Raw genomic sequence first — 22,411 nt, 5'->3', positions numbered from 1 at the left:
TCAATTGCGTTGACCCAGCATGTCACGTCCCTTTAAACCTGAAAAACAGAACTAATTGACCAATAACATCTGATTTTGTGAGGAAGGGAACGATGGACGATCTTCGCCTGTCTCTCCGATTGCTGCGGGCCTATTCAGTCGCTGTCGACTGCGGATCGATCACCGGTGCGGCGGAGGTATTGAATGTGGCTCCGTCGGCCATTGCCTCGGCCATCGACCGGGTCGAGGCGGAGTTTGGCGCCACATTGCTGGTCCGCGCCCGCGCCCGCGGCATTACGGCGACTCCCGCAGGGCGAGCTTTGGCAGCCCGGATCAAGCCGCTGATCGAAGAGTATTCAGACGTCATGCAGCAGGGCTATGCCCTGAACCAGGGTTTGCGTGGCACACTGCACATTGGCTACTATGCACCTGTCGCTCCGGCGTTTTTGCCGCATATCTTGCAAAATCTGAGCAGTGAAAGCCCTGATTTGAGATTCAATTTGCAGGAATGCGACAATATCACGGCGCAATCTGGGCTTTTGGATGGCACGCTGGATGTGGCCATTTTCGCGGGAGACGAGCTTTTGGCCGGTGTGGACACGCGCCCACTGATGGATCTGCCGCCTTATGTGCTTGCCCCCGACGGACACGAGCTGAGTACAAGGTCAGAGCTGGGTTTGTCCGATTTGCACAACGTGCCCCTGGTCCTGCTCGACCTGCCCGTGGCCGGGGCCTATGTTCGCCGCCTGCTGCGGGCCGCCGGGGTCACGCCGCGGGTCGCCGCCACTTGCACAAGCGTCGAGATGGTGCGCTCGCTGGTTGGCGCGGGCGCTGGCGTGGCCGTTCTGAACATGCGGCCCCGCACACAGCAGAGTTATGGGGGTGACCTGGTGCAGGCTTTGCCGTTGATCGATGGAGAGCCCCTGCATCTGGTCACGGGGCGGGCAGCTGGCTCTCCGCGCCGCTTGGTACAGGTGTTTCAGGACCAGTTGCACGAATGGTTCGCCGGACCTGAAGCACGCGCCCTGATCACCCGGTAGGGGCCTGTTTCGCCGCAGGCCAGCCAAAGATCAGGTTGTCGGATTTCCACAGCGGCCCCTTGTCTTGCTTTTCAGCCACGACGCTACCGCCCTGCGCAGCATAAAACCCGATCGCTAGGGTGTTTTCATTGACAACAGCCAGTGTCACCTGTGCATTGCCCGCATTCGCGGACATGTTTTGGGCCTGCCGCAACAGATGCGCCCCAATCCCGGACCCGCGGGCGGAGTTCACGACATAGAGGTGGTCCACCTCTGCCGCGCATCCAGACAAGGCGCACAGGCCTATGATACGTCCACCAACCTCGGCCACCAGCGTCGGCGCGTTTGTCTCTAGTCGGGCCTGCCAATACCGATTGCGATGAGCCAGATTCAGAGCGAGACGCACCTCGGGCGGGGCGATCTTGGCATAGGTTTCCTGCCAAGTTTCGAAATGGACCTGGGCCAGCGCCTCACCATCGGAAGGCATTGCCAAACGGTAGGTCACCTTGCCATCGCAATAGTGATGCCCTGCCCTGATCCAGGCCATTTGCGCGGCGACGTTTTCTGCGGCACGCACCAGCAGATAGTCGCGATCAAAGGTCGAGGTGACAAAGACACCCAAACCGGCCTGGGAAATCGGCCGCACCGCCGAGAGAACAACGCCGGGTACATCCAAATCGACCAGGTTGGAAACCTGTACTGCCTGCCAGCCGCCTGAGCTTTGCTCGGTTGCGGGCACTCGGTCCTCAAGGCACAGGATCGAGGTTTCATCGGGGGCTTGAGTAACACTCACCAGCCCCTTGCCCTTTACCCATTCAGGCACAGGCATATCGGGCGCGCGCCGGGTCACCGCATAGGCTCCCGGCAGCGCGTTCAGCACGAGCTGCACAGTCATGATGTTTTCCTTAGTTTGGCTTAGGTGCCCAGGCACCAGCGCATGATGGCTTTTTGCGCGTGCAGGCGGTTTTCGGCCTCGTCAAAGATTACCGAGTTCGGGCCGTCCATCACTTCGGATGTCGCCTCCTCCTCGCGGTGTGCAGGAAGGCAATGCATGAACAGCGCGTCGGGTTTGGCATGAGACATGAGCTCGGCGTTGACCTGATAGGGGCGCAACATGTTATGACGACGTTCCTTGGCGGATTGCGCGTCATGCATGGACACCCAGGTGTCGGCCACGATCAGATCGGCACCCTCGACAGCTTTGAACGCATCGCGTTCGATCACGACCTTGGAGCCCTTCTTGCGGGCAAACCCCATGAATTCTTCTTCGGGGTCGAACTGCGACGGACCCGTAAAGGTGAAATCGAACCCGAACTGACCAGCGGCATGCAGGAAGGACGCGCAGACATTGTTGCCGTCGCCGGTCCAGACCACTTTTTTGCCTTTGATCGGGCCGCGGTGCTCTTCGAACGTCAGGACATCGGCCATGATCTGACAGGGGTGCGTGCGGTCGGTCAGACCGTTAATCACCGGCACGCTGGCGTACTCCGCCATCTCGGTCAGGACGGTTTCGTCGAACGTGCGGATCATGATCATGTCGACATAGCGCGACAGCACACGGGCAGTGTCAGCGATGGTTTCGCCGTGGCCCAACTGCATGTCCTTGCCAGACAGAACCATGGTCTGCCCGCCCATCTGGCGCACGCCCACATCAAAGGACACGCGTGTCCTGGTCGAAGGTTTTTCAAAGATCAGCGCGACCATGCGGTCCTTAAGCGGTTGATCTTCGTCAAGCGCGGCCTTGGGTTTGCCTGCGCGCGCGGCTTTGGTTTGGGCAGCTTGGTCGATGATGCCCCTCAGGTCGGCAGCATCGGTTTTGTGGATGTCGAGGAAATGGTTCATATCACTGTCTGTTTTTTGGGCCAAGGCCGGGGGCGCTGCCCCCGGACCCCCGGAGTATTTTCGAAAAGATAAAGATCAGGCGATTTCCAGCTGGCTTTCAACCTGTTTGGCGGCGGCGTCGAGGCGGTTCGTAGCCTCGGCGATGTCGTCTTCGGTCAGGGTCAGCGGTGGCAACAGGCGGATGACGTTGTCGGCAGCGGGAACGGTGACGACCTGATTGTCGTAACCCGCGTTCACCACGTCGATGTTGGTTGCCTTGCATTTGATCCCCAGCATCATGCCGGATCCGCGCACTTCTTCGAACACCTCGGGGTGATCGGCGATCAACCCTTCGAGCTTTTGCCTCAGTAGCCCGGATTTGCGGTTCACTTCGGCCAAGAAGTCGGGGTTCGCCACATGGTCGATGACGGCGCAGCCAACGGCACAACCCAGCGGGTTGCCGCCGTAGGTGGAACCATGCGTGCCTGCAACCATACCCGATGCCGCCTCTTCTGTCGCGAGCACAGCGCCCAGAGGGAAGCCGCCGCCAATGCCTTTGGCGACCATCATGATGTCAGGCGTGATGCCTGCCCATTCATGGGCAAAGAGCTTGCCAGTTCGACCAACGCCGCACTGAACCTCATCCAGGATCAGAAGCAGGCCGTTGTCGTCGCAGATCTGGCGCAGCGCCTTGAGTTCGGCGTCAGGCACGGGGCGAATACCCCCCTCGCCCTGCACTGGTTCGATCATGATAGCGGCGGTATTTTCGGTAATGGCGTTGGTCACGCCATCCAGATCGCCGAACGTCAGATGCACAAAGCCACCCAGTAGCGGGCCGAAGCCTTTGGTCATTTTCTCGGACCCGGCTGCAGCGATGCCTGCCGAGGAACGACCGTGGAACGAGCCGTCAAAGGTGATGATCTCGACCTTTTCCGGCTGGCCTTTGTCGTAGAAGTACTTGCGGGCCATCTTGACCGCCAATTCGCAAGACTCGGTGCCCGAATTGGTAAAGAACACCGTGTCGGCAAAGGTATGCTCGACCAGCTTGTCAGCCAGCGCCTGCTGCTGCGGGATCTCGTAAAGGTTCGACACATGCCACAAGGCCTGCGCCTGATCGGTCAACGCCTGCACCAGAGCCGGATGGGCATGGCCCAGCGCGTTCACCGCGATACCTGCGCCCAGATCCAGGAAACGTCGGCCGTCCGCCTCGATCAGCCAAGCGCCTTCGCCCTTCACAAACTGAAGGGGCGCACGATTATAGGTCGGCAGAACGGACGGGATCATCTGGATCATCCTTTTCGAAGAGTTGAAGCCCGATCAGTGCAACACAGAGGGCGGTTTCGTCAACATTTTGAGGTGGGTTCGCGCGGATTAAGAGACGCGCAGGATCAAACGGGCCGGTTACGCAGCAAAGCGTCGGCGTCGGAGCAAGGTGATATGTGCAACTTTGATCATAGGAAGGCTCCATAACGAAGGAAACGGGGCTTGGAAACCCCTTTTGCAGGGGAGCGCCTGCATTTTGTCACCCTCCTTGACGTTCTGCGCGATTTGGCCGCCAATGCGAGCATGACAACGCTTTGGTCCCTGCGCAATTATCGCCTGCTGTTTTCCGCTTCTGCCATTTCCAATCTGGGCGACGGGGTATCCGCCCTGGCCTTTCCCTGGCTCGCCACCTTGATCACCCGCGATCCGATGCTGATCGCCATGGTTGCCTTTGCTACGCGGCTGCCGTGGCTGTTGTTTTCCATTCCGGCCGGGGTGTGGACCGACCGAATGGATCGTCGCCGCCTGATGGTACAGGCCGATATGGTGCGGATGCTGCTGACCTTTGGCGTAGTGGCCGTGATCCTGAGCGCGCCCGAGTTTCCGGTGGCGCGGGCCGAGCTTTACATCGCGGCGATTTCGGTGCTGGCCTTCTTGCTGGGCTCGGCCGAAGTTCTGCGCGACAACGCGGCCCAGACCGTGCTGCCTGCGGTGGTCTCTGCCGATCAACTGGAACGCGCAAATGGGCAGATCTGGAGCATCGAGCAGATCATGGGCTCCTTTGTTGGGCCGCCGCTGGCCGGGTTGCTGATCGCAATGGCTGTGCCGGCGCCGTTCGTGTTGGACGCCGCCACTTTTGCTCTGGCGGCAGGATTGGTCTGGTGCATGGCGATTGCACCGCGTCTGGCCCCCACACGCCGCTCCTGGGCGGAAGAGGCCCGCGAGGGGATCGCGTGGCTGCGGGGACATCGGGTCATCCTGCAACTGGCAATCCTGCTGGGGCTGATGAACGCAATCTCGCTTATGACGCTGACGATTCTCATCCTCTACAGCCAGGAAATCCTGGGTCTGGGTGCTGCCGGGCATGGCCTGCTGCTAACGGCTGGTGCTGCCGGGGGCGTTGCCGGCGGGCTGCTCTGCCCTGCCATCGCCGCGCGTTTGGGCCGCCGCCAATCCCTCTTGGTTGCGCTGGCTTTATTGTCCGCCGCCTTGGGCGTGATCTGGCTCGCGACATCTATCTGGCTGGTTGCCCTTGCCCTCTTTACCGAGATGTTCGCTGCCCTGCTGTGGAACGTGGTCACCGTGTCTTATCGACAACGGCTAATCCCGGATGACCTGTTGGGCCGCGTTAACAGCCTCTATCGCTTCTTTGGCTGGGGTATGATGCCGTTTGGGGCCTTGATCGGCGGGGCCATCGTCTCGGCAGTAGAACCCTCAATGGGGCGCGAAATTGCGTTGCGTTTGCCCTACATTCTAGGAGCATTAGGCATGGGTATGGTCTGGCTTTACAGCTGGCGACGGCTGCATCTGTAACGCCCTCTGCTGCCTTTGTACCCCACACATTTTCGCGCTTGCCAATCCAAAGCGGCTCGTCCACCGCTAGGGCCATGTATGAGCCCCGCAAACAGAACCCGGCCCTCGCTGCCGCGCTGATTTTCACCGCCACCGCTTTTATCGCAGGCACGACGCTGCTGGCAAAGGCGCTTGGTACTGGCACGTTGGGGCCTGCGCTGCATCCCATGCAGATCAGCCACGGTCGTTTCATGTTTGCATTCATCGCCATTGGCACCGTCGTCGCGGTCGCTCGCCCCCCCCTGCAACGCCCGCATTGGGGCCTGCATATTGGGCGCACGACCTTTGGTTGGTCTGGCGTGACGCTGATGTTTGCCAGTGTCGCCTATATCCCAATGGCAGACGCCACGGCGATTTCATTCCTGAACCCGGTCTTTGCCATGGTTCTGGCGATCCCTCTTCTTGGCGAACGTGTCGGTCCCTGGCGGTGGGGGGCTGCGATTGTGGCCCTGTTCGGGGCGCTGATTCTCCTCCGTCCGACTCCAGACAGTTTTCAACCCGCCGCGCTGCTGGCTCTGGGTGCGGCGCTGGTCATGGGAATGGAACTGATTTTCATCAAGAAACTCTCATCGCGGGAATCTCCGTTCCAGATCCTGCTCGTCAACAATGCAATGGGCCTGGCCATTGCAACCGCCGCCGTGTTGCCGGTCTGGCAGATGCCAACGACGGAACAATGGATGGCGCTAGCTGGCGTCGGGTTCTTGATGGCCTGTGCGCAAGCGTGTTTTGTCAACGGCATGGCGCGGGCGGATGCCTCGTTCGTGGCGCCGTTCAGCTATGCAACGCTGATCTTTGCCGCCCTTTACGACTTTATCAGCTTTGATGTTGTCCCCGACAGCGTGAGCCTGTTCGGTGCCGCAATCATCCTGAGCGGGGCGCTGGTGCTGGCCTGGCGCGAGGGGCGGCACGCCAAGCGCTGAAGAAAATTTCTGGTGCAGGGTCTGCGGGCGACCCCCATGTCGCAAACCCCAAAGACCTGTATTCCACAGCATACACACTGGGCTCAAAAGACAAGTGAGCCCCCACCATGCATGAACGCCGTATTCCCGAATGGGTCCGCCACGCCCCTGCCCCATCTGTCCGGGATTTCGGTATCCTTGCCGGCCTTGAGGCTGTGGTGCGCGGCATCCTGATCTCGGTCTTTCCGCTGATCATGTATCGGACGCTCGGAGATGCCGGCACGGTCTCGTTCATCTATTTCCTGATCGGGATCGTGTCGCTGATCGCTGGCCTGATGGTGCCGTATGCGGTGCGCTATGTGCCGCGCAGATGGGCCTATTCCGCGGGCGCGCTGATGTTCACTGCGTCCGCCGTGTTGGCGATCATCGGCACACCTGTAGCGGTCATCGGTGCGTTGGGGCTGAATACGGTTGCAGCCGTGACCACATTTGTGTGCTTCAACGCTTATGTGCTTGATTACATTGATCGAATCGAATTGGGAAAATGCGAAACCAGCCGCATGTTCTACAGCGCCATTGGCTGGACCGCTGGCCCCATGGCGGGTGTCTTACTGCTCGACTATTGGACACCTGCGCCGTTTGTGATCTCCGCAGTTGCCTCTGTTGTGATGCTTGGGGTGTTTTGGGCCATGCGGCTCGGCAACGGCAAACTGATTGCCCGTGCTCGCAGTCAGGCAGCCAACCCACTGGCCTATCTGCCGCGTTTTTTCGCCCAACCTCGACTCGTTGCTGGCTGGCTTTTTGCCGTGATCCGGTCCTGCGGTTGGTGGATCTATGTTGTTTATCTACCGATCTTTGCGATTCAGAGCGGGTTGGGAGATCAACTGGGTGGCATCCTGTTGTCATTTACCAACGGTATGCTCTTCGCCTCGCCCCTGATCCTGAAATGGATGCAGCGCCGGTCGGTCAAACAATCTGTCCGCATCGGATTTGCGGCGGCGGCTACTTGTTTTGTTGCAGCCACCTTGGTGTCCCCCATGCCCTGGGTGGCCGTTGCCGTGATGGTGGTGGGGTCGATGTGGATGATCGTGCTGGATATCTGCGCCGGGCTGCCGTTCCTGATGGCCGTGAAACCGTCAGAGCGGACCGAGATGTCGGCCGTCTACAGCTCGTACCGGGACGTCAGCGGCATCCTGACCCCAGGCGCGGCCTGGGCCGTGTTGCTGGTGTTCCCGGTGGCGGGCATCTTTGCAGCAGGCGGCGCAGCTCTGGCCATTGCCTGGGTGATCGCAGCCCGTCTGCACCCCCGCCTGGGACAGCCCAAGACGCCCCTGCGGCCCAGCGAGCTGGTGCAGCCACAGGCCGAGGCCGCTTAGGATTTCAAGCGATACCCCGTCTTCAGCATCCACCACGCCAGCAGGCAGACGGCAGTTGTGGCCCCCGAACAAACAGCAAAGCCCAGCCAGGGGGAGCTGTCCGACACGCCAATGACGCCAAAACGGACACCGTCGATCAGATAGAACACCGGGTTCAAGTGGCTGATCAAGTTCAGAACCGGCGGCAACGCCTCAACCGAATAGAACGTGCCCGACAAAAAGGCCAAGGGCGTAACGATGAAGTTGGTGATCGCCGCCATCTGGTCAAACTTGTTGGCAAAGATGCCCGCGACAATCCCCAAGGCGCCCAGAAGCGTTGCACCCATCACCACAAACAGCAACGCAACCAAAGGGTGCTGGGGCACGATCCCCAGCACCAGAGCGAAGGCCACGCTGATGGCAACTGCAACCAGCAGCCCGCGCGCCACGCCCCCCGCCAGATAGCCCAGCAATTGCTCGATGGCCGACAGCGGTGGCATCAGCGTATCGACGATGTTGCCCTGCACCTTGGAAATCACGATAGAGGACGAGGTATTGGCAAACGCGTTCTGGATCACAGTCATCGTCAAAATGCCCGGTGCTAGAAACGTCAGAAAGGGCACACCCATGACGTCGCCGCGTTTGGAGCCTACGGCAATGGTAAAGATCAGCAGGAACAGGCCGGCCGTGACCAAAGGCGCCAACAGCGTTTGCGTCCAAACTACCATGAAACGCGCCGTTTCACGATGTGCCAATGTCCGAAGACCCAGCCAGTTGACCCGCCCAAACCGGCGCTCGCCAAGTTCCATGAAATCCGACATCTGCCCTGCCCCAAGCTTTGCTGCGAAACTGATTCTAAGACGCCTTGTAACTCGCGGCGCAGTGATTAAAATAGGGCGCTGAGACAAATTCCGAAGGCGGCCGCGATGGGGGCCGCTTTCCCGCTTTGAAAGGCATGCCATGTCCTGGACCGACGAGCGCGTAGAACTGCTCAAGAAAATGTGGGGCGAGGGCCAGTCGGCCAGCCAGATCGCCAAGGAACTGGGCGGCGTGACACGCAACGCCGTCATCGGCAAGGTGCATCGCCTGGGCCTGTCGAACCGCGCGACCAGCAATGCCTCGACCAAGGCAGAGCCCAAGGAAAAGCCCGCACCGGCGGCCAAGGCCGAACCGCGCGCCAAGCCTGCGCCTAAGACCGAACCGGCCCGCAAACCGGCGCCCGAACCTGCGGCCCCTGCGGCCGACGCAAAGCCGATCCCGGCCCGCAAGCAGATCATTCCCGCAGGCCAGCCGCTGCCGCCGCAGCCCTCGGCCAATGAAATCAGCCCCGAGGCACTGGCCAAGGTCAACGAGGTTGAGAAGAAAGCCAAGAAGCTGACCTTGATGGAGCTGACCGAGCGCACCTGCAAATGGCCCGTGGGCGACCCTGCAACGGATGATTTCTGGTTCTGCGGCCTGCCCGTGCAACAGGGCAAACCCTATTGCGAGGCGCATGTCGGCGTGGCCTTCCAGCCGATGAGCGCCCGCCGCGACCGCCGCCGGTAAGCGTATTCAGTGTATTCCCAAAAGCCCGCGCAATGTCGCGGGCTTTTGTGTTTCAGCCTCGACCGCTCTGTCAGCCATTGCATCCCTGATACGAACCGATGGGCTGCTGAATCGGCTCGTCCACCTTGAGGATCTGCTCCAACAGTTCCAACCGGTTGGGAATTGCAGTGCGCACGGCCTCTTCGACCTCGACAGGTAAACGTCCTGGGTAACGCAACAGCGCCCATGCAAATAGGGCGCTTTCGGCCAAATCCTCGCCCTGCGGGTTGCGGGCTGCATAATCCGTGATGAATCCACCGTCTGCCTTCTGCGCCTGCTTCCATTCTGCGCTGTCGGCCCAAGGCAGGTCCAATGTGGCGTGAACGGATTCGTGGAAAACGGTCTCCTCGAGGTCATGGTTTTCGATCCGCGTCGCCATGTTGTCGGAATAGACGGTAAAGAACCGTCCGCGATCTTCGGCAAATGCCGTTTCATCGCCGATATGCACCACGACGTGCCGCAGTTTCTGTCGCATCAGGGTGGGCAACGCGCCAATCGGGCGCGAAATTTCATTTGCGAGTTCTTCGGCGCGCTGCATCTCACCTGCATCGGGGTGCACATAGATGTCCACTTGCGTCCCGTCCGTAAAGCGCGCCTGAAACTGAAAGACGTCGTCGGCAAAAAGCTCTTCCCGGCGTTTATCCGGCATCTCGGCCCGAACGCGGTCTTGAAAGACCAAACACCCAAGGGCGTTTTCATCTCTGGTCGTGATGAACTCCAGTTCGTTGGACACAACCGAATTCGGATACAATGGCTCGGCCAGTGCCGCTGTAGCACCACCTACTATCGCTGCCGTCGCAGCCAATATGCGTGACCACATGCCAAGCGCCCCTTGCGTTTGTTTCGGTCAGTCTGACTAAAACAACTGGACAAGGCGACAAAAAAGACGCCCGAAGCAAAATCGGGCGCCTTGTTTTCAAACCATGACGGGTGGATCAGTTCTTGATCGGCGCCTGCGAGGTGAATTTTGGAATCGTGCTGGTCGAGGCATCCTTTCCTTCGATGCCGGGCCAGTTGCCTTGAGCCAGGTTCAGGTTACCGGGAATGTCTTCTTCCCAGAAGCCAACCACAACGTCGGTGATGTTCAGATACAGCTTGTCGTCAACGATCCGCCACAGGTTCGGGTTGCCGGGCACCTTGCCGCCTTTAGAGACGCCATAGGCGCAGTGGCCGTCGTACTGCGGCGCATAGAATGCCGGGTTTGCCACAAAGGCATCCCGGTTGGCTTCGGTCGAAAAGGCGAAGGTCGACCCGTTGTATTCGGCAGTCAAGTCAGCGCGGCCTTTGACACCTTCGGGCTGGGATTGGCCGACCGAAACCTGAGCCAAGCCGCGATAGGCCACGACGTCATAGCCGGATACGGCAAAGCCGGTTTCGTCAACATATTGAGGACCTGCAAGGGCAGGCAAAGCGAACATAGAGGCGGCGGCAAAGGCCAGGGCAAAACGTTTCATGGCGGGGTCCTGTCTGGGTTCAAATCTCTTGGCTGTCCGGCATCTGTACCGGGCGTTCCCAAACAATATGTGAAAAATCTCACCTGCGAAGGGGGGTTAACGCGGCTGTGAGGCGACACGAGAATTCGTGATCAAGACGCCCCGTTTTGTTTCAATGTCCCCCTTGCCCCCACCGCGCGGTTGGACTTTGATCGCCTCTGGACTAGCTCGCAACCGGGGCTTCAGGCCTCAAACAGATACGGATGACACGCGACATGAGCGACGATACAACCTACACCCCGCCCAAAGTTTGGACCTGGGACGCCGAAAGCGGTGGACGCTTTGCCAACATCAACCGCCCCATTGCAGGCGCCACCCACGACAAGGATCTGCGGGTGGGCAAGCACCCGCTGCAGCTCTATTCTCTGGCGACACCCAACGGGGTCAAGGTCACGGTGATGCTTGAAGAGCTGCTGGCACTTGGTCACGAGGGCGCGGAATACGACGCTTGGCTCGTCAACATCGGCGAGGGTGAACAATTTGGCTCGGGCTTTGTCGGGGCCAACCCGAACTCCAAGATCCCCGCGATGATGGACCATTCAGGCGATACGCCGGTGCGCGTGTTCGAATCCGGTTCGATCCTGGTGCATCTGGCCGAGAAGTTCGATGCCTTCCTGCCCAAGAGCGGTGCGGCGCGAACCGAAGTAATGAACTGGCTGTTCTGGCAGATGGGCAGTGCGCCGTATCTGGGCGGCGGTTTTGGTCATTTCTACGCCTATGCGCCCGAGAAATGGCAGTATCCGATCGACCGCTTTGCGATGGAAACCAAACGTCAGCTGGATGTTCTGGATCGGCAATTGGCCGAGACAGCGTTCATCGCAGGCCCCGACTACACCATTGCCGACATGGCGATCTGGGCTTGGTACGGGCAATTGGTTCTGGGACGCCTCTATGACGCAGCCGAATTCCTGGATGTGACCAGCTACGAGAACGTTTTGCGCTGGGCGAAAGACATCGACGCCCGCCCGGCAGTCAGCCAGGGTCGCATGGTGAACCGGGCCTTTGGCGAATTGCACACACAGCTGCGCGAACGCCACGACGCCGGCGATTTCGAGACCAAGACCCAAGACAAGCTCGGGCCAGCCGAAGAGTAGAGCGGACGCGCGGGGGTCGGGGGCATGGCCGCGTTGCGGCCATGCCCCCGACCCCCGCGCCCCCTCACTTCAATCGCGGCGGCTTGTCCGGGTCGCTTCCCGGGGCCGCGTGTTTCACCTCGGGCACTTCTGGTTGCGGAAGGTCAAACCGCAGGCCAACAGCCTCGAGCTTCGCCGCCACCGGATCGCCCGCGTCAAAGAACCCCACATCCATCGCGCCCGCATCAACACCAGAAAACGTCAGCGCCTCAGAGGCCGCTTTGGCCAAGGCCCCCTGCGCGTCTTCGATAGCGCCAACAAACCCCAAAAGATGCCCCTGCCCACCACCAGAGTAAGTGACACCCACAAGATAGGCCGTGTCAGCCAGCCCCTGCGCCGTACTCAGTTTCACGTCCAGCGAGGTGATCAGGCTTTCGGGCAGACCGGTGGGCGGCGTGAACTGCTCCACCTGCGCTTCGACCTCGTCGGGAGCGTGCTCCAACGTCCGTTGCAGCCAGGCTATCGCTTCGGGCGGGATCAGGATCGAGGACGGCGCCACTTCGAGGTTCACGCCCAAACCAACCCCCTGCCCGGCAAGCATCATCGCCAGGATACGCCCCGACAACGCCGCATAGGGCGCGGGTTGGCCGACGAATTGTGCCAGTCGCTCTTCGCGGTCAAAAGCCAGCAGAAACCGCCCATCCGCCACCTCGAACACCTCGGGCGAGATATTCTCGTCCTTGGCCTCTTCCGTCAGCAGCAGGAATAGCTCGCAATCTCCCAACCTCTCATAGAACCGCAGGCGCGCTGCATCGTCCGCAGGTGCTGCCTCCATCGCGGCATGGGCGACATCAAGCGGTGTTGGGTCAGTCATTGAGCACCTCATTCACTCGGGCCCTGAGCGCCGGCAGCAACTCGGCCTCGAACCAGGGGTTTTTCTTCAGCCATCCCGTATTGCGCCACGAGGGATGAGGCAAGGCAAAGACCGCGGGCGCATGGTCGCGCCACCGTTCAACAGTCTGCGTGACCGATCCTTTTGCGCCCATGTGGAATTTTTGAGCGTAGCCGCCGACCAGGATGGTCAGTTGCACCCCGCCCAAGGCCGCCATCACCTGGTGATGCCAGGTCTTGCCGCAAATGGGCGGCGGTGGCAGGTCAGCCTTGCGTTCGTTGTAACCCGGAAAGCAAAAGGCCATCGGCACGATAGCCACGCGGTCCTTGTCGTAAAAGGTCTGTTCATCCAACCCCAGCCAGTCCCGCAGCCGGTCGCCCGACGGGTCGGTAAATGGTCGTCCCGAAGCGTGGACCCGTGCGCCCGGTGCCTGCCCCGCAATCAACAGTCGCGCCGTGGGTCGAAACCACACCACAGGGCGCGGCTTGTGCGCCGACGCCGTCTTGGAAAAGCGGTCGGAACACTGCGTGCACGCCCGAATTTGAGATTTTACGTGTGCGGCTTGGGTCAAAACCAGTCCTTTTTTCGCTTGCAGCGCGTTGCAAATGGAGATCAGAATAGGAAAATTCCGTTGCCGGTCCAGAGTCAGAACAGCCCGGCACACGAAATTGTTCACCAAGTGGAAACAATCTTTTCCGACGCCCCCATCCCAAACGGGTCTTCAATCTGGTAAAACTCTTCTCATGTTGAAACACCGAGATTTGACCGTGACACAACGCGTTGAATATTTGTTTCACATTTCGACATAATGTGGCCAAAATCGCCCTATAAACCAGCCCAACGCCCCACACAAAGAAGGGCCGCCAGCGACCAACGGCTGAGGTTCAGCCATCCGACAAGGCATAAAGCAGTAAACCGATGCTCGAGTTTGACAACGTCAGCAAGTCCTTTTGGACAGGAAGCCACCGCAAGGTGATCCTGGACCGGGTCTCCTTTCGCGTGGAATTGGGAAAATCTCTGGGTGTCCTGGCGCCAAACGGCACCGGCAAGACAACTCTGGTCAACATGATCGCAGGCCTTGAGAAACCGGATGAAGGCGAGATTCGGCGCAACTGCAACATTTCTTTCCCACTCGGTTTCATGGGTGGCGTTGTCGGGCGCGTTTCGGCCATGGAAAACTCACGCTATATCGCCAAGCTCTACGGGTTGGATCCGGATTATGTCGAGGCCTATTGCCGTTGGCTCTGCGGATTGGGAGAGTACTTTGATCAACCCCTTGGCACTTATTCGTCGGGAATGCGGGCCAGATTTTCCTTTGCGTTGATGCTAGCGCTGGATTTCGACATCTACCTCATCGACGAGGGGATGCCCGGCTCGACTGATGTCGAGTTCAACAAACGGGCCGGTTCGATCCTTGAAGAGCGGTTGCGCACAACCACGATCATCATCGTGTCCCACCAACCCGACATTCTTGAAAAATTCGCACGTCAGGCTGCCGTTCTGCTGGATGGCCACCTGCACATGTTTGACACCTTGGAAGAGGCTAAGCAGCTCTATGACTACGAAACCCAAGGCTAAAAAGTTTCGCATCCGCCGCAATCCGGCCAACCCGGCCGAGGGCGGAGCTGCGCCGATAGAGAAAGCTACGCCAGCAGAGGACATGGCGCAATCCGCGGCGCCTGCGCCCGCAACTGACCCGTCTGCGCGCGCCCGGGCCGATCAGGCCGCGATGCAAGGTCAGGTATCTTCGGCGCGCGAAACCAGCGCCGAGACCGAGATCGATGCGATCAAGAAAGAGGGCCTGACCGGACGCCAATTGCGCATGGCACGGCGCGTGGCGCAAAAACACAACTTGCCCGCAACATCCGACTATGATGCCGTACGTCTGCTGCGCCAAAACGGAATTGACCCGTTGAAGCGGTCGAACATGCTTGAACTGGTGGTGCCCAAGAACGAGGCCGAAACAAAACCCGCAGCCAAAAAGGACGAGAAATCCGACAAGGTTCAGTTACCACAAACAGTTGCGCCCCAGAAACAAACCCTGCCGTCCACCGAGCTGAGCCCGGCAGAACGTCGCGATCGCGAGATCGGCCAGATCCAACGCGATATTGCCAAGCGTCGCCGCAAGAAACTCTTGCTGTTGATGACGCGGCTGTCGGCCTTTGTGTTCCTGCCAACTCTGATTGTCGGGTGGTACTTTTACGTCATTGCCACACCGATGTATTCGTCAAAGTCCGAATTCCTGATCCTTCAGGCGGACAACGCCAGTGGGATTGGCGGACTTTTGTCCGGCACACAATTTGCCACCAGCCAAGACTCCATTGCCGTGCAATCCTATCTGGAATCCAAGGATGGAATGCTGCGCCTGGACCGTGATGTCGGCTTCAAGAACGAGTTTGCACAGCTTTGGATTGATCCGATTCAACGACTGCCTGTCGATGCGTCAAACGAAGAAGCCTACAAAACCTACAGCCGCAACGTAAAGATCGGGTATGACCCAACCGAAGGCGTCATCCGGATGGAGGTGATCGCACCAGACCCAGCCGTTGCGACGGAATTTTCGGAAAAGCTGATTTCTTACGCCGAAGAACGCGTCAACAATTTGTCGGTTGAAAAACGCGCCGATCAGATGAAAGACGCAGAAGAAGGTTTGGATATCGCCGAAGAAAAACGGCGCGAAGCACAAGAGGCCCTGATCGAATTGCAGATCAAGGGCGCGCTTCTGGACCCCGAAGGGGTAATCGCCAGCCTGCGCAGTCGCATCAATACGGTCGAGGTACAGCTGCAAGAGAAAGAACTTCAACTGGCAGCCTTGCTGGACAACCCCCGCCCGAACCGCGCCAAAGTTGAAGGTGCACGTGGTGACGTGCAGCGGCTCAGCGATCTTCTCGTCCAACTGAACGCAGAGATGACGGACGCCTCGAACGGCGAAAACTCGCTGGCGCGCTTGGCGGTCAGAATCCAGATGGCTCAGGCCGATCTGGCGACGCGCGACGCCATGCTCCAAGCCTCATTGCAGCAGATGGAAACCACCCGGATGGAAGCCAACCGCCAGGTGCGCTATCTGACGACATCGGTTTATCCGGTGGAAAGCGAGGAACCCGCCTATCCACGTGCCTTTGAAAATACGATTTTGGCATTCCTGGTGTTTTCCGGTATCTACCTGATGATCTCGCTTACAGCGTCCATCCTTCGTGAACAGGTATCATCGTAATCTCATGAAACATGTCCCAGTCGCCGGTCTGACGATCGGCAATGACCTCCCGCTCACCATCATCGCGGGCCCCTGCCAGCTGGAAAGCGCAGACCATGCGCAGATGATTGCCGGCACCCTGAAAGAAGCCTGTGATGCCGTCGGCGCGCAGTATGTGTTCAAGGGGTCGTTCGACAAGGCGAACCGCACTTCGGTCAACGCGGCCCCTGCCCTGGGGCTGGACAAGGGGTTGTCGGTTCTGCAGTCGGTCAAGGATACCATCGGCGTGCCGGTGACAACGGACGTGCACGAAAAAGAGCAATGCGCACCCGTGGCCGAGGTTTGTGATATCCTGCAGATCCCCGCCTTCTTGTGCCGCCAGACCGCCCTTCTCAAGGCCGCGGGCGCAACCGGCGCCACGGTCAACGTCAAAAAGGGCCAGTTCCTGGCGCCCTGGGACATGGCCAACGTGGCGGCCAAGATCGAAAGCACCGATAACCACAAGATCATGCTGACCGAGCGCGGTGTAAGCTTTGGTTACAACCGCTTGGTCGTCGACATGCAGGCGCTGCCGGAAATGGCGCGCACCGGCTATCCGGTGATCATGGACGCAACTCACACAGTCGCACAGCCCGGTGGTCTGGGTGGGTCTTCTGGCGGGCAGCGCGAGTTTGCCCCCCTCATGGCGCGAACCGCAGTGGCGGCGGGTGTTGCGGGTGTCTTCATGGAAACGCACCAGGACCCCGACAATGCCCCCTGTGACGGACCCAACATGATCTACCTGGATCAAATGTCGGCGCTGATCAGCAGCCTCATGGATTTCGACCGGCTTGCAAAAGCCAACCCCATTCAAATCTGACCTTTGACGAGATTTTTGTTATGACCAAACCCCTTGCTGAGGTGACCCCGAACACCTGGAGCTTTCTGCGCGACGCCATGATCAAGCCCACGGGCTTTCGCGAATATGACGCGCGCTGGAAATACCCTGACGAGATCAACCTGCCCGGCATGACGGCACTGGGCCTGGGTTTGGGCACGCAGATACATAAGCGCGGCATCGAACCGGTGATCGCGGTTGGCAACGATTATCGCGACTACTCGCTCAGCATCAAAAACGCCCTGATTGTCGGGCTGATGCAAGCAGGTATTCAGGTCAAGGACATCGGGCCCGCGGTGTCGCCCATGGCCTATTTCGCACAGTTCCATCTGGATGTGCCAGCCGTGGCGATGGTCACCGCCAGCCACAACCCCAACGGCTGGACCGGGGTCAAGATGGGCTTTGACCGCCCCCTGACCCACGGCCCGGACGAGATGGCCGAATTGCGCGATATCGTGCTGAACGGCGAGGGCGTGGCGCGGCCCGGTGGCTCGTATGAATTCGTGGATGGCGTCAAAGAGGCGTATGTCGACGATCTGGTTGGGGATTTCAAAATGTCCCGCCCACTCAAGGTTGTCTGCGCCACAGGTAATGGCACGGCAGCCGCCTTTGCGCCCGAAGTGTTTGAACGTATGGGGGTTGAGGTCGTGGATAGCCACAACCGGCTCGACTATACCTTCCCCAATTACAACCCAAACCCCGAGGCCATGGAAATGTTGCATGACATGTCCGCTTCGGTCAAAGCCTCAGGCGCCGATATGGCGCTTGGCTTTGACGGCGACGGGGACCGTTGTGGTGTGGTGGATGACGAAGGCGAAGAGATTTTTGCCGACAAGGTCGGCGTGATCATGGCGCGCGATCTGTCCAAGATTTACCCCAACGCCACCTTTGTGGCGGATGTGAAATCCACTGGCCTCTTTGCCAGCGACCCCGAGTTGCAGGCCAATGGCGTGACAGCGGATTACTGGAAGACCGGCCACAGCCACATGAAGCGCCGGGTCAAGGAAATCGGCGCTCTGGCAGGGTTCGAAAAATCCGGTCACTACTTTCTCGCCGGGCCAGTCGGACGCGGATATGACTGCGGCATGCGCGTGGCGGTCGAGATCTGCAAGTTGATGGATCGCAACCCCGACAAGAGCATGTCGGACCTGCGCAAAGCCCTGCCCAAGACGTGGGCAACGCCGACCATGTCGCCTTATGCTGCCGACACAGAAAAATACGACATTCTGGCGCGGCTGGTGGACAAGCTGGTGGCCAAATATGACGCGGGCGAAACGCTGGCAGGCCGCCCGATCAAAGAGGTCGTCACCGTCAACGGCGCCCGCGTGATCCTGGACAACGGCAGTTGGGGGCTTGTGCGTGCTTCGTCCAACACACCCAACCTGGTGGTGGTGTGCGAAAGCAGCGAAAGCGAGGCCGAAATGCGCGCCATCTTTGCCGACATCGACGCGGTCATCCGCACCGAACCCGGTGTGGGCGACTACGACCAAACCATCTGACGAGAGGGGCGCGCTCCCGCCCCCTCAACGACCTCTCTGACGAGAGCCCCCTTCGGGGTTGGGCCGGGCCGCGCGTTCCGCGCGGCGGTTGCGTCCGACAACCAAGGGTTCGTGTCGCTCAGGTCGATCAGATAATTGCAACCGCCCCCTGTTTCGTCTCGTGCAAAATTCGGGCGGGGGAGGAACAGCTAGCTGCTACGGGGGCAGAGCCCCCTGCCCGTTCCGCGTCAATCAAGCCCAAAGAGTTTCAGCACGCCTTTCTTGGCTTCATCCTCCAACCGGTCTTTGATCAGTTCCTCGACATCCTGGTCTTCGGTTACGGTGGCATCAAGCTCCTCGCTGAGCTTTTCAAGCGCGCGATCCTTGGCCTCTTGTTCGATCTTGTCGATTTCGACTCCTGCTGCAGCTTCGATCACCTGGCTCAGATCCGGCTTGATCGCCGGATCAGACCAGGGCCCGACAATGCGCACCGGGATCGCAAGCCCCTTGCCCGAATTGGCTCGCAAGGCAACAGGTGTAAACAGATAGTCGATATCGCGATTGCCCAAACCGACGCGCCCACCCCCATCGGCACGGTAGTTATCGAGTTGAAGAAGCAGATCGCGGTTGTCCAGGTTTCCGTTCTGCATTGTGAAGCTTGCCGTCAGGCTGTTGAACACCGTCGTCCCGCCCGAGCCATTGCCCGTGCCCATCAACCCATCCAAATCAATGCCGGAAATCACCCCACGGCCCATCTGCAGACCGCCCCTTCCGGACAGTGAATGCATGATCGCGTCCTCGGTCTGCCCCACGCCCAGAAATTCGACCGAACCGTCAAGCTTGCCGGACAAACGCTCGATGTCAGCGAGCGTGACCAACGTATCTTGTGCGTCGATCCCGTTCAGCTGCAGCTTGCCACCCACCGACAGGCCGTTGCGGTTGTTGGCCACAAGTTGACCGGTCACCGTGCCGCCAAATACGGATACCGGCGACAGCTTGAGAACTGCGCGCGCGCGATCCAGGCCCAGCGTCAGATCACTTGCACCAAGCGCAAGCCCAGAGGTTTTGATCGCATCCGCCGTCAGCCGGATGCTTCCGTTGGCGAGTGACAGGGCTGATGCATCTATCAGGTCTTTTGACCAACCGCTCGCTGCGGAGGCGCCACCCGAGGCCCCTCTGCCCCCTTCAGCTGAAGTCAGGCCAGTCAGGTCGAGGGTGCTGGTCGTAAGCCGTGCAATGATCCGCGGCGGATCAGCCACCAGAAGATCCGCGTTGCCCGCAAAGGTGTTCTGATCGAGCGTCGCCCGCAGCCCGCGCAACGCAAGCTTTCCGTCTTGTGTGTAGGTAACTTGCGTCGACACCTCAGCCGCTTGCCCCAAGCCTTGCGGCAGGCTGATACCCGGCTGCCCAAAAGCGGCCAGCATTCGCGCGGTGTCTTTGGACGCCAGTTTGGCCTGCCCTGAAATCTCGCCCACGCTGCTGACCTTGCCGGAATAGCTGAGCGTCGTCTCTGGCCCCGTCATCGAAAAGCTCATGTCCGTCACGCGCCCCGCTGCAAATCCGGGCAGGTCCGGCAGGGTCATCACCACGTCAATCGTGTCCTTGCCCACGGCCAAGGCTGCCTCGACCTCGAGCGGCGCGGTCGGGTTAGGCCATCGTGCCTTGAGCGTAACGCCAGCAAAATCCAGGTCGGTTTGCCCATCCTTGATATGAACCAGTCGGGCATTGCGCAGCTCCAACCGCTCCAATGTGACGCCAAAACTCTCGGTCGAGGAGGCCCTCGGCGCGGTTGTGCCAGTCGCGTCAGATGCCCCTGCCGCGGTCGAGAAGTTCCAGTTCTGTCGCTCCCCGGCTTCCTCCAGACGCAACACCGGGTTCTGGGCAATCACCCGCTTGATCTGCACCTCACCGGACAACAAAGGCGCTGCGGCAACGCCGATCGACAACGTATCAGCCTTAAGCATCGGCGCATCGCTGGCCCAATCGGCATTGCCAACGGTTACAGCCCCGGTTTCGATCCCCAACACCGGCCACAGCGTGACCTTGACATCTTTGCCAAAATCCACGTCGCGTCCGGTCTGCGCCTTGATCTGATCCGCCGCAAGCGAAGCGATTTTGTCGCCCGGCAACAGCAGCAGCACGCCGACAATCAGCCCGACAACAACAACCAGGATCACACTGATCCGAACCAACCACCCCATGACACTGCTCCTTGACCGTCTTTTGTCCAATTCTATGCCAGCGCACCGCCTGTGGCACAACATTTGCAAGGGCCACCAAACCCCACTATACGCGCGAGCATGAGCACGAACCCGCCAAATCTCCGCCCCGACCTTGCCCCTGCCGCCCGGATGACCGAGCAGCCCCGCGCAGGCCAGCCAACGATTGGAATGGTGTCCCTGGGATGCCCCAAGGCGCTTGTCGACAGCGAACGCATTCTGACCCGTCTGCGGGCCGAAGGGTACGGCGTCTCGCCCGACTACGCGGGCGCGGATGCGGTGATCGTAAACACCTGCGGGTTTCTGGATTCAGCCAAGGCCGAAAGCCTAGATGCCATTGGCGAGGCGTTGACCGAAAACGGCAAGGTCATCGTAACCGGCTGCCTGGGGGCCGAACCGGATTACATCCGTGAACACCACCCCCGCATCCTGGCCGTCACCGGCCCGCATCAATACGAACAGGTGCTCGATGCGGTGCACGGTGCCGTGCCACCCTCGCCCGACCCGTTTGTCGACCTGCTGCCCGCCAGCGGTGTCAAGCTCACCCCGCGCCACTACAGTTACCTCAAGATTTCCGAGGGCTGTAACCACAAATGCAAGTTCTGCATCATCCCCGACATGCGCGGGAAACTGGCCAGCCGCCCGGCCCATGCGGTACTGCGCGAGGCCGAGAAACTGGTGAGCGCAGGCGTGCGCGAACTGCTGGTGATCTCACAGGACACTTCGGCCTATGGACTGGATCGCAAATACGATGTGAACCCCTGGAAAGACGGCGAGCTGCGCAGCCACATCACCGATCTAACGCGCGAACTGGGCAAACTAGGCAACGCGAAAGACCTCTGGGTGCGGCTGCACTATGTCTATCCCTACCCGTCCGTGCGCGAGCTGATCCCGTTGATGGCTGACCCTGAGAGCGCGGTACTGCCCTACCTCGACATCCCGTTCCAGCACGCCCACCCGGACGTTCTGAAACGCATGGCCCGCCCGGCCGCTTCGGCCAAAACCCTGGACGAGATCGCCGCCTGGCGTGCGGTCTGCCCCGACATCACCCTGCGCTCGACCTTTATCGTGGGCTACCCGGGCGAGACCGAGGCAGAGTTCCAGTATCTGCTCGATTGGATGGACGAGGCGCAACTGGACCGCGTTGGATGCTTCCAATACGAAAACGTTGACGGCGCGCGGTCAAACGACTTGGCCAATCATGTTCCGGCCGAGGTCAAACAGGACCGCTGGGACCGCTTCATGGAAAAGGCGCAGGCGATTTCCGAGGCCAAGCTAGAGGCCAAGGTCGGTCAGATCATGGATGTGATCGTGGACGACATCGACCAAGACGGCATCGCCACCTGCCGCACCAAGGCGGACGCACCCGAGATCGACGGAAACCTGTTCATTGATGAGGGAACCGAAGGGTTGAGCATTGGTGAGATCGTGACCGTTGAAGTTGATGAGGCGGGGGAGTATGATTTGTGGGGCACGATCCGCTCGCCCAATTGAACTTTAACAACCTTTTTTTCACAATGGTGAACCGCGCTCGTGCGGAGAGGCGGGAACGAAACGTCCTCGCCTTGGGGATAGTCAGAGCTTTGCACATTCTTTGAATGTGTTCATTTCTGCGCTAAAAATTGGCAAAAACAGTCTAAGGAACTTGACGAACACCTTCCAACAAAGAGACTGTCGCAAGACACATATTTTTT

The 22,411-nt window shown here is 59.9% G+C and carries 20 protein-coding genes; 11 read left to right on the top strand and 9 right to left on the bottom strand.

Translation table 11 applies throughout. From position 1 onward, the window contains the following. Window positions 1-92: 92 nt before the first annotated feature. Window positions 93-1,019: a LysR family transcriptional regulator gene (locus TRM7615_RS09515; protein ID WP_108786831.1), complete on the top strand. Its 927-nt coding sequence runs from the start codon at window positions 93-95 to the stop codon at window positions 1,017-1,019. Here the strand turns inward: TRM7615_RS09515 and TRM7615_RS09510 are convergent. From TRM7615_RS09510 to TRM7615_RS09500, 3 genes are all read right to left on the bottom strand, one after another. Continuing rightward, the gene (locus tag TRM7615_RS09510) at window positions 1,009-1,893 is read right to left on the bottom strand and encodes a GNAT family N-acetyltransferase (RefSeq protein WP_108786829.1); all 885 of its coding nucleotides are present in this window, start codon (window positions 1,891-1,893) and stop codon (window positions 1,009-1,011) included. The two genes, TRM7615_RS09515 and TRM7615_RS09510, sit on opposite strands and share 11 nt — an antisense overlap. A 20-nt stretch (window positions 1,894-1,913) precedes the next feature. After that, window positions 1,914-2,840 carry an ornithine carbamoyltransferase gene (gene argF, locus TRM7615_RS09505; RefSeq protein WP_108786827.1) on the bottom strand — a complete coding sequence of 309 codons (927 nt, stop codon included), beginning with the start codon at window positions 2,838-2,840 and terminating at the stop codon, window positions 1,914-1,916. A gap of 75 nt (window positions 2,841-2,915) precedes the next feature. Then, window positions 2,916-4,103 (bottom strand): aspartate aminotransferase family protein, encoded by a 1,188-nt coding sequence (locus TRM7615_RS09500; RefSeq protein WP_108787284.1) that lies wholly within the window; start codon window positions 4,101-4,103, stop codon window positions 2,916-2,918. A 201-nt stretch (window positions 4,104-4,304) separates the two neighbouring features. Here TRM7615_RS09500 and TRM7615_RS09495 point away from each other — a divergent pair, with 201 nt between their 5' ends. The 3 genes from TRM7615_RS09495 to TRM7615_RS09485 all read left to right on the top strand — a co-directional run bounded on the left by TRM7615_RS09495 (window position 4,305) and on the right by TRM7615_RS09485 (window position 7,929). After that, entirely contained in the window at window positions 4,305-5,615 is a 1,311-nt protein-coding gene (locus tag TRM7615_RS09495; RefSeq protein ID WP_235824052.1) for an MFS transporter, read from the top strand. 74 nt (window positions 5,616-5,689) lie between these two features. Then, on the top strand, window positions 5,690-6,574 hold the full coding sequence (locus TRM7615_RS09490) for a DMT family transporter (RefSeq protein WP_108786825.1): 885 nt from the start codon (window positions 5,690-5,692) through the stop codon (window positions 6,572-6,574). A gap of 107 nt (window positions 6,575-6,681) precedes the next feature. Further along, on the top strand, window positions 6,682-7,929 hold the full coding sequence (locus TRM7615_RS09485) for an MFS transporter (RefSeq protein WP_108786823.1): 1,248 nt from the start codon (window positions 6,682-6,684) through the stop codon (window positions 7,927-7,929). On the opposite strand, the gene TRM7615_RS09480 is transcribed toward TRM7615_RS09485, so the two are convergent. Continuing rightward, on the bottom strand, window positions 7,926-8,729 hold the full coding sequence (locus TRM7615_RS09480) for an ABC transporter permease (protein ID WP_108786821.1): 804 nt from the start codon (window positions 8,727-8,729) through the stop codon (window positions 7,926-7,928). The two genes, TRM7615_RS09485 and TRM7615_RS09480, sit on opposite strands and share 4 nt — an antisense overlap. Window positions 8,730-8,868: 139 nt before the next feature. Between TRM7615_RS09480 and TRM7615_RS09475 the strand changes: the two genes are divergently transcribed. Then, window positions 8,869-9,453, top strand: a complete 585-nt coding sequence (locus tag TRM7615_RS09475; protein WP_108786819.1) for a GcrA family cell cycle regulator — start codon at window positions 8,869-8,871, stop codon at window positions 9,451-9,453. Between the two features lie 70 nt (window positions 9,454-9,523). Here TRM7615_RS09475 and TRM7615_RS09470 read toward each other — a convergent pair whose 3' ends face one another. Together TRM7615_RS09470 and TRM7615_RS09465 are read right to left on the bottom strand one after the other, a co-directional pair. Then, window positions 9,524-10,312 (bottom strand): hypothetical protein, encoded by a 789-nt coding sequence (locus TRM7615_RS09470; protein WP_108786817.1) that lies wholly within the window; start codon window positions 10,310-10,312, stop codon window positions 9,524-9,526. Window positions 10,313-10,427: 115 nt separating this feature from the next. Then, window positions 10,428-10,946: a YHS domain-containing (seleno)protein gene (locus TRM7615_RS09465; protein ID WP_108786815.1), complete on the bottom strand. Its 519-nt coding sequence runs from the start codon at window positions 10,944-10,946 to the stop codon at window positions 10,428-10,430. 254 nt (window positions 10,947-11,200) lie between these two features. Between TRM7615_RS09465 and yghU the strand changes: the two genes are divergently transcribed. Then, the gene (yghU, locus tag TRM7615_RS09460; protein WP_108787281.1) at window positions 11,201-12,079 is read left to right on the top strand and encodes a glutathione-dependent disulfide-bond oxidoreductase; all 879 of its coding nucleotides are present in this window, start codon (window positions 11,201-11,203) and stop codon (window positions 12,077-12,079) included. Window positions 12,080-12,143: 64 nt separating this feature from the next. Here yghU and TRM7615_RS09455 read toward each other — a convergent pair whose 3' ends face one another. Together TRM7615_RS09455 and TRM7615_RS09450 are read right to left on the bottom strand one after the other, a co-directional pair. Continuing rightward, entirely contained in the window at window positions 12,144-12,932 is a 789-nt protein-coding gene (locus TRM7615_RS09455) for an SseB family protein (protein WP_108786813.1), read from the bottom strand. Then, window positions 12,925-13,521 (bottom strand): uracil-DNA glycosylase family protein, encoded by a 597-nt coding sequence (locus tag TRM7615_RS09450; protein ID WP_108787279.1) that lies wholly within the window; start codon window positions 13,519-13,521, stop codon window positions 12,925-12,927. Before TRM7615_RS09450 ends, TRM7615_RS09455 begins: the two co-directional genes overlap by 8 nt. A 347-nt stretch (window positions 13,522-13,868) precedes the next feature. Between TRM7615_RS09450 and TRM7615_RS09445 the strand changes: the two genes are divergently transcribed. Genes TRM7615_RS09445 through TRM7615_RS09430 form a run of 4 tightly spaced genes read left to right on the top strand, consistent with a single transcriptional unit; the run spans window position 13,869 to window position 18,519 of the window. After that, the gene (locus TRM7615_RS09445) at window positions 13,869-14,528 is read left to right on the top strand and encodes an ABC transporter ATP-binding protein (RefSeq protein WP_108786811.1); all 660 of its coding nucleotides are present in this window, start codon (window positions 13,869-13,871) and stop codon (window positions 14,526-14,528) included. Next, window positions 14,506-16,164 carry a KpsE/RkpR family capsule polysaccharide export protein gene (locus TRM7615_RS09440; RefSeq protein ID WP_108786809.1) on the top strand — a complete coding sequence of 553 codons (1,659 nt, stop codon included), beginning with the start codon at window positions 14,506-14,508 and terminating at the stop codon, window positions 16,162-16,164. Before TRM7615_RS09445 ends, TRM7615_RS09440 begins: the two co-directional genes overlap by 23 nt. Before the next feature lie 4 nt (window positions 16,165-16,168). Then, the gene (gene kdsA, locus TRM7615_RS09435; RefSeq protein WP_108786807.1) at window positions 16,169-17,002 is read left to right on the top strand and encodes a 3-deoxy-8-phosphooctulonate synthase; all 834 of its coding nucleotides are present in this window, start codon (window positions 16,169-16,171) and stop codon (window positions 17,000-17,002) included. Window positions 17,003-17,022: 20 nt separating this feature from the next. Continuing rightward, window positions 17,023-18,519, top strand: a complete 1,497-nt coding sequence (locus tag TRM7615_RS09430) for a phosphomannomutase/phosphoglucomutase (protein WP_108786805.1) — start codon at window positions 17,023-17,025, stop codon at window positions 18,517-18,519. A gap of 227 nt (window positions 18,520-18,746) precedes the next feature. Here the strand turns inward: TRM7615_RS09430 and TRM7615_RS09425 are convergent, their stop codons facing one another. Then, window positions 18,747-20,699: an AsmA family protein gene (locus tag TRM7615_RS09425; RefSeq protein ID WP_108786803.1), complete on the bottom strand. Its 1,953-nt coding sequence runs from the start codon at window positions 20,697-20,699 to the stop codon at window positions 18,747-18,749. A gap of 99 nt (window positions 20,700-20,798) precedes the next feature. On the opposite strand from TRM7615_RS09425, the gene rimO reads away from it, so the two are divergent. Then, window positions 20,799-22,211: a 30S ribosomal protein S12 methylthiotransferase RimO gene (gene rimO, locus TRM7615_RS09420; RefSeq protein ID WP_108786801.1), complete on the top strand. Its 1,413-nt coding sequence runs from the start codon at window positions 20,799-20,801 to the stop codon at window positions 22,209-22,211. Window positions 22,212-22,411: the final 200 nt, after the last annotated feature.

Source organism: Falsiruegeria mediterranea M17 (assembly GCF_900302455.1).
GTDB lineage: Bacteria > Pseudomonadota > Alphaproteobacteria > Rhodobacterales > Rhodobacteraceae > Falsiruegeria > Falsiruegeria mediterranea.
The sequence above is the reverse complement of the archived record's forward strand: the minus strand, read 5'-3'. Positions and strand labels throughout refer to the sequence as shown.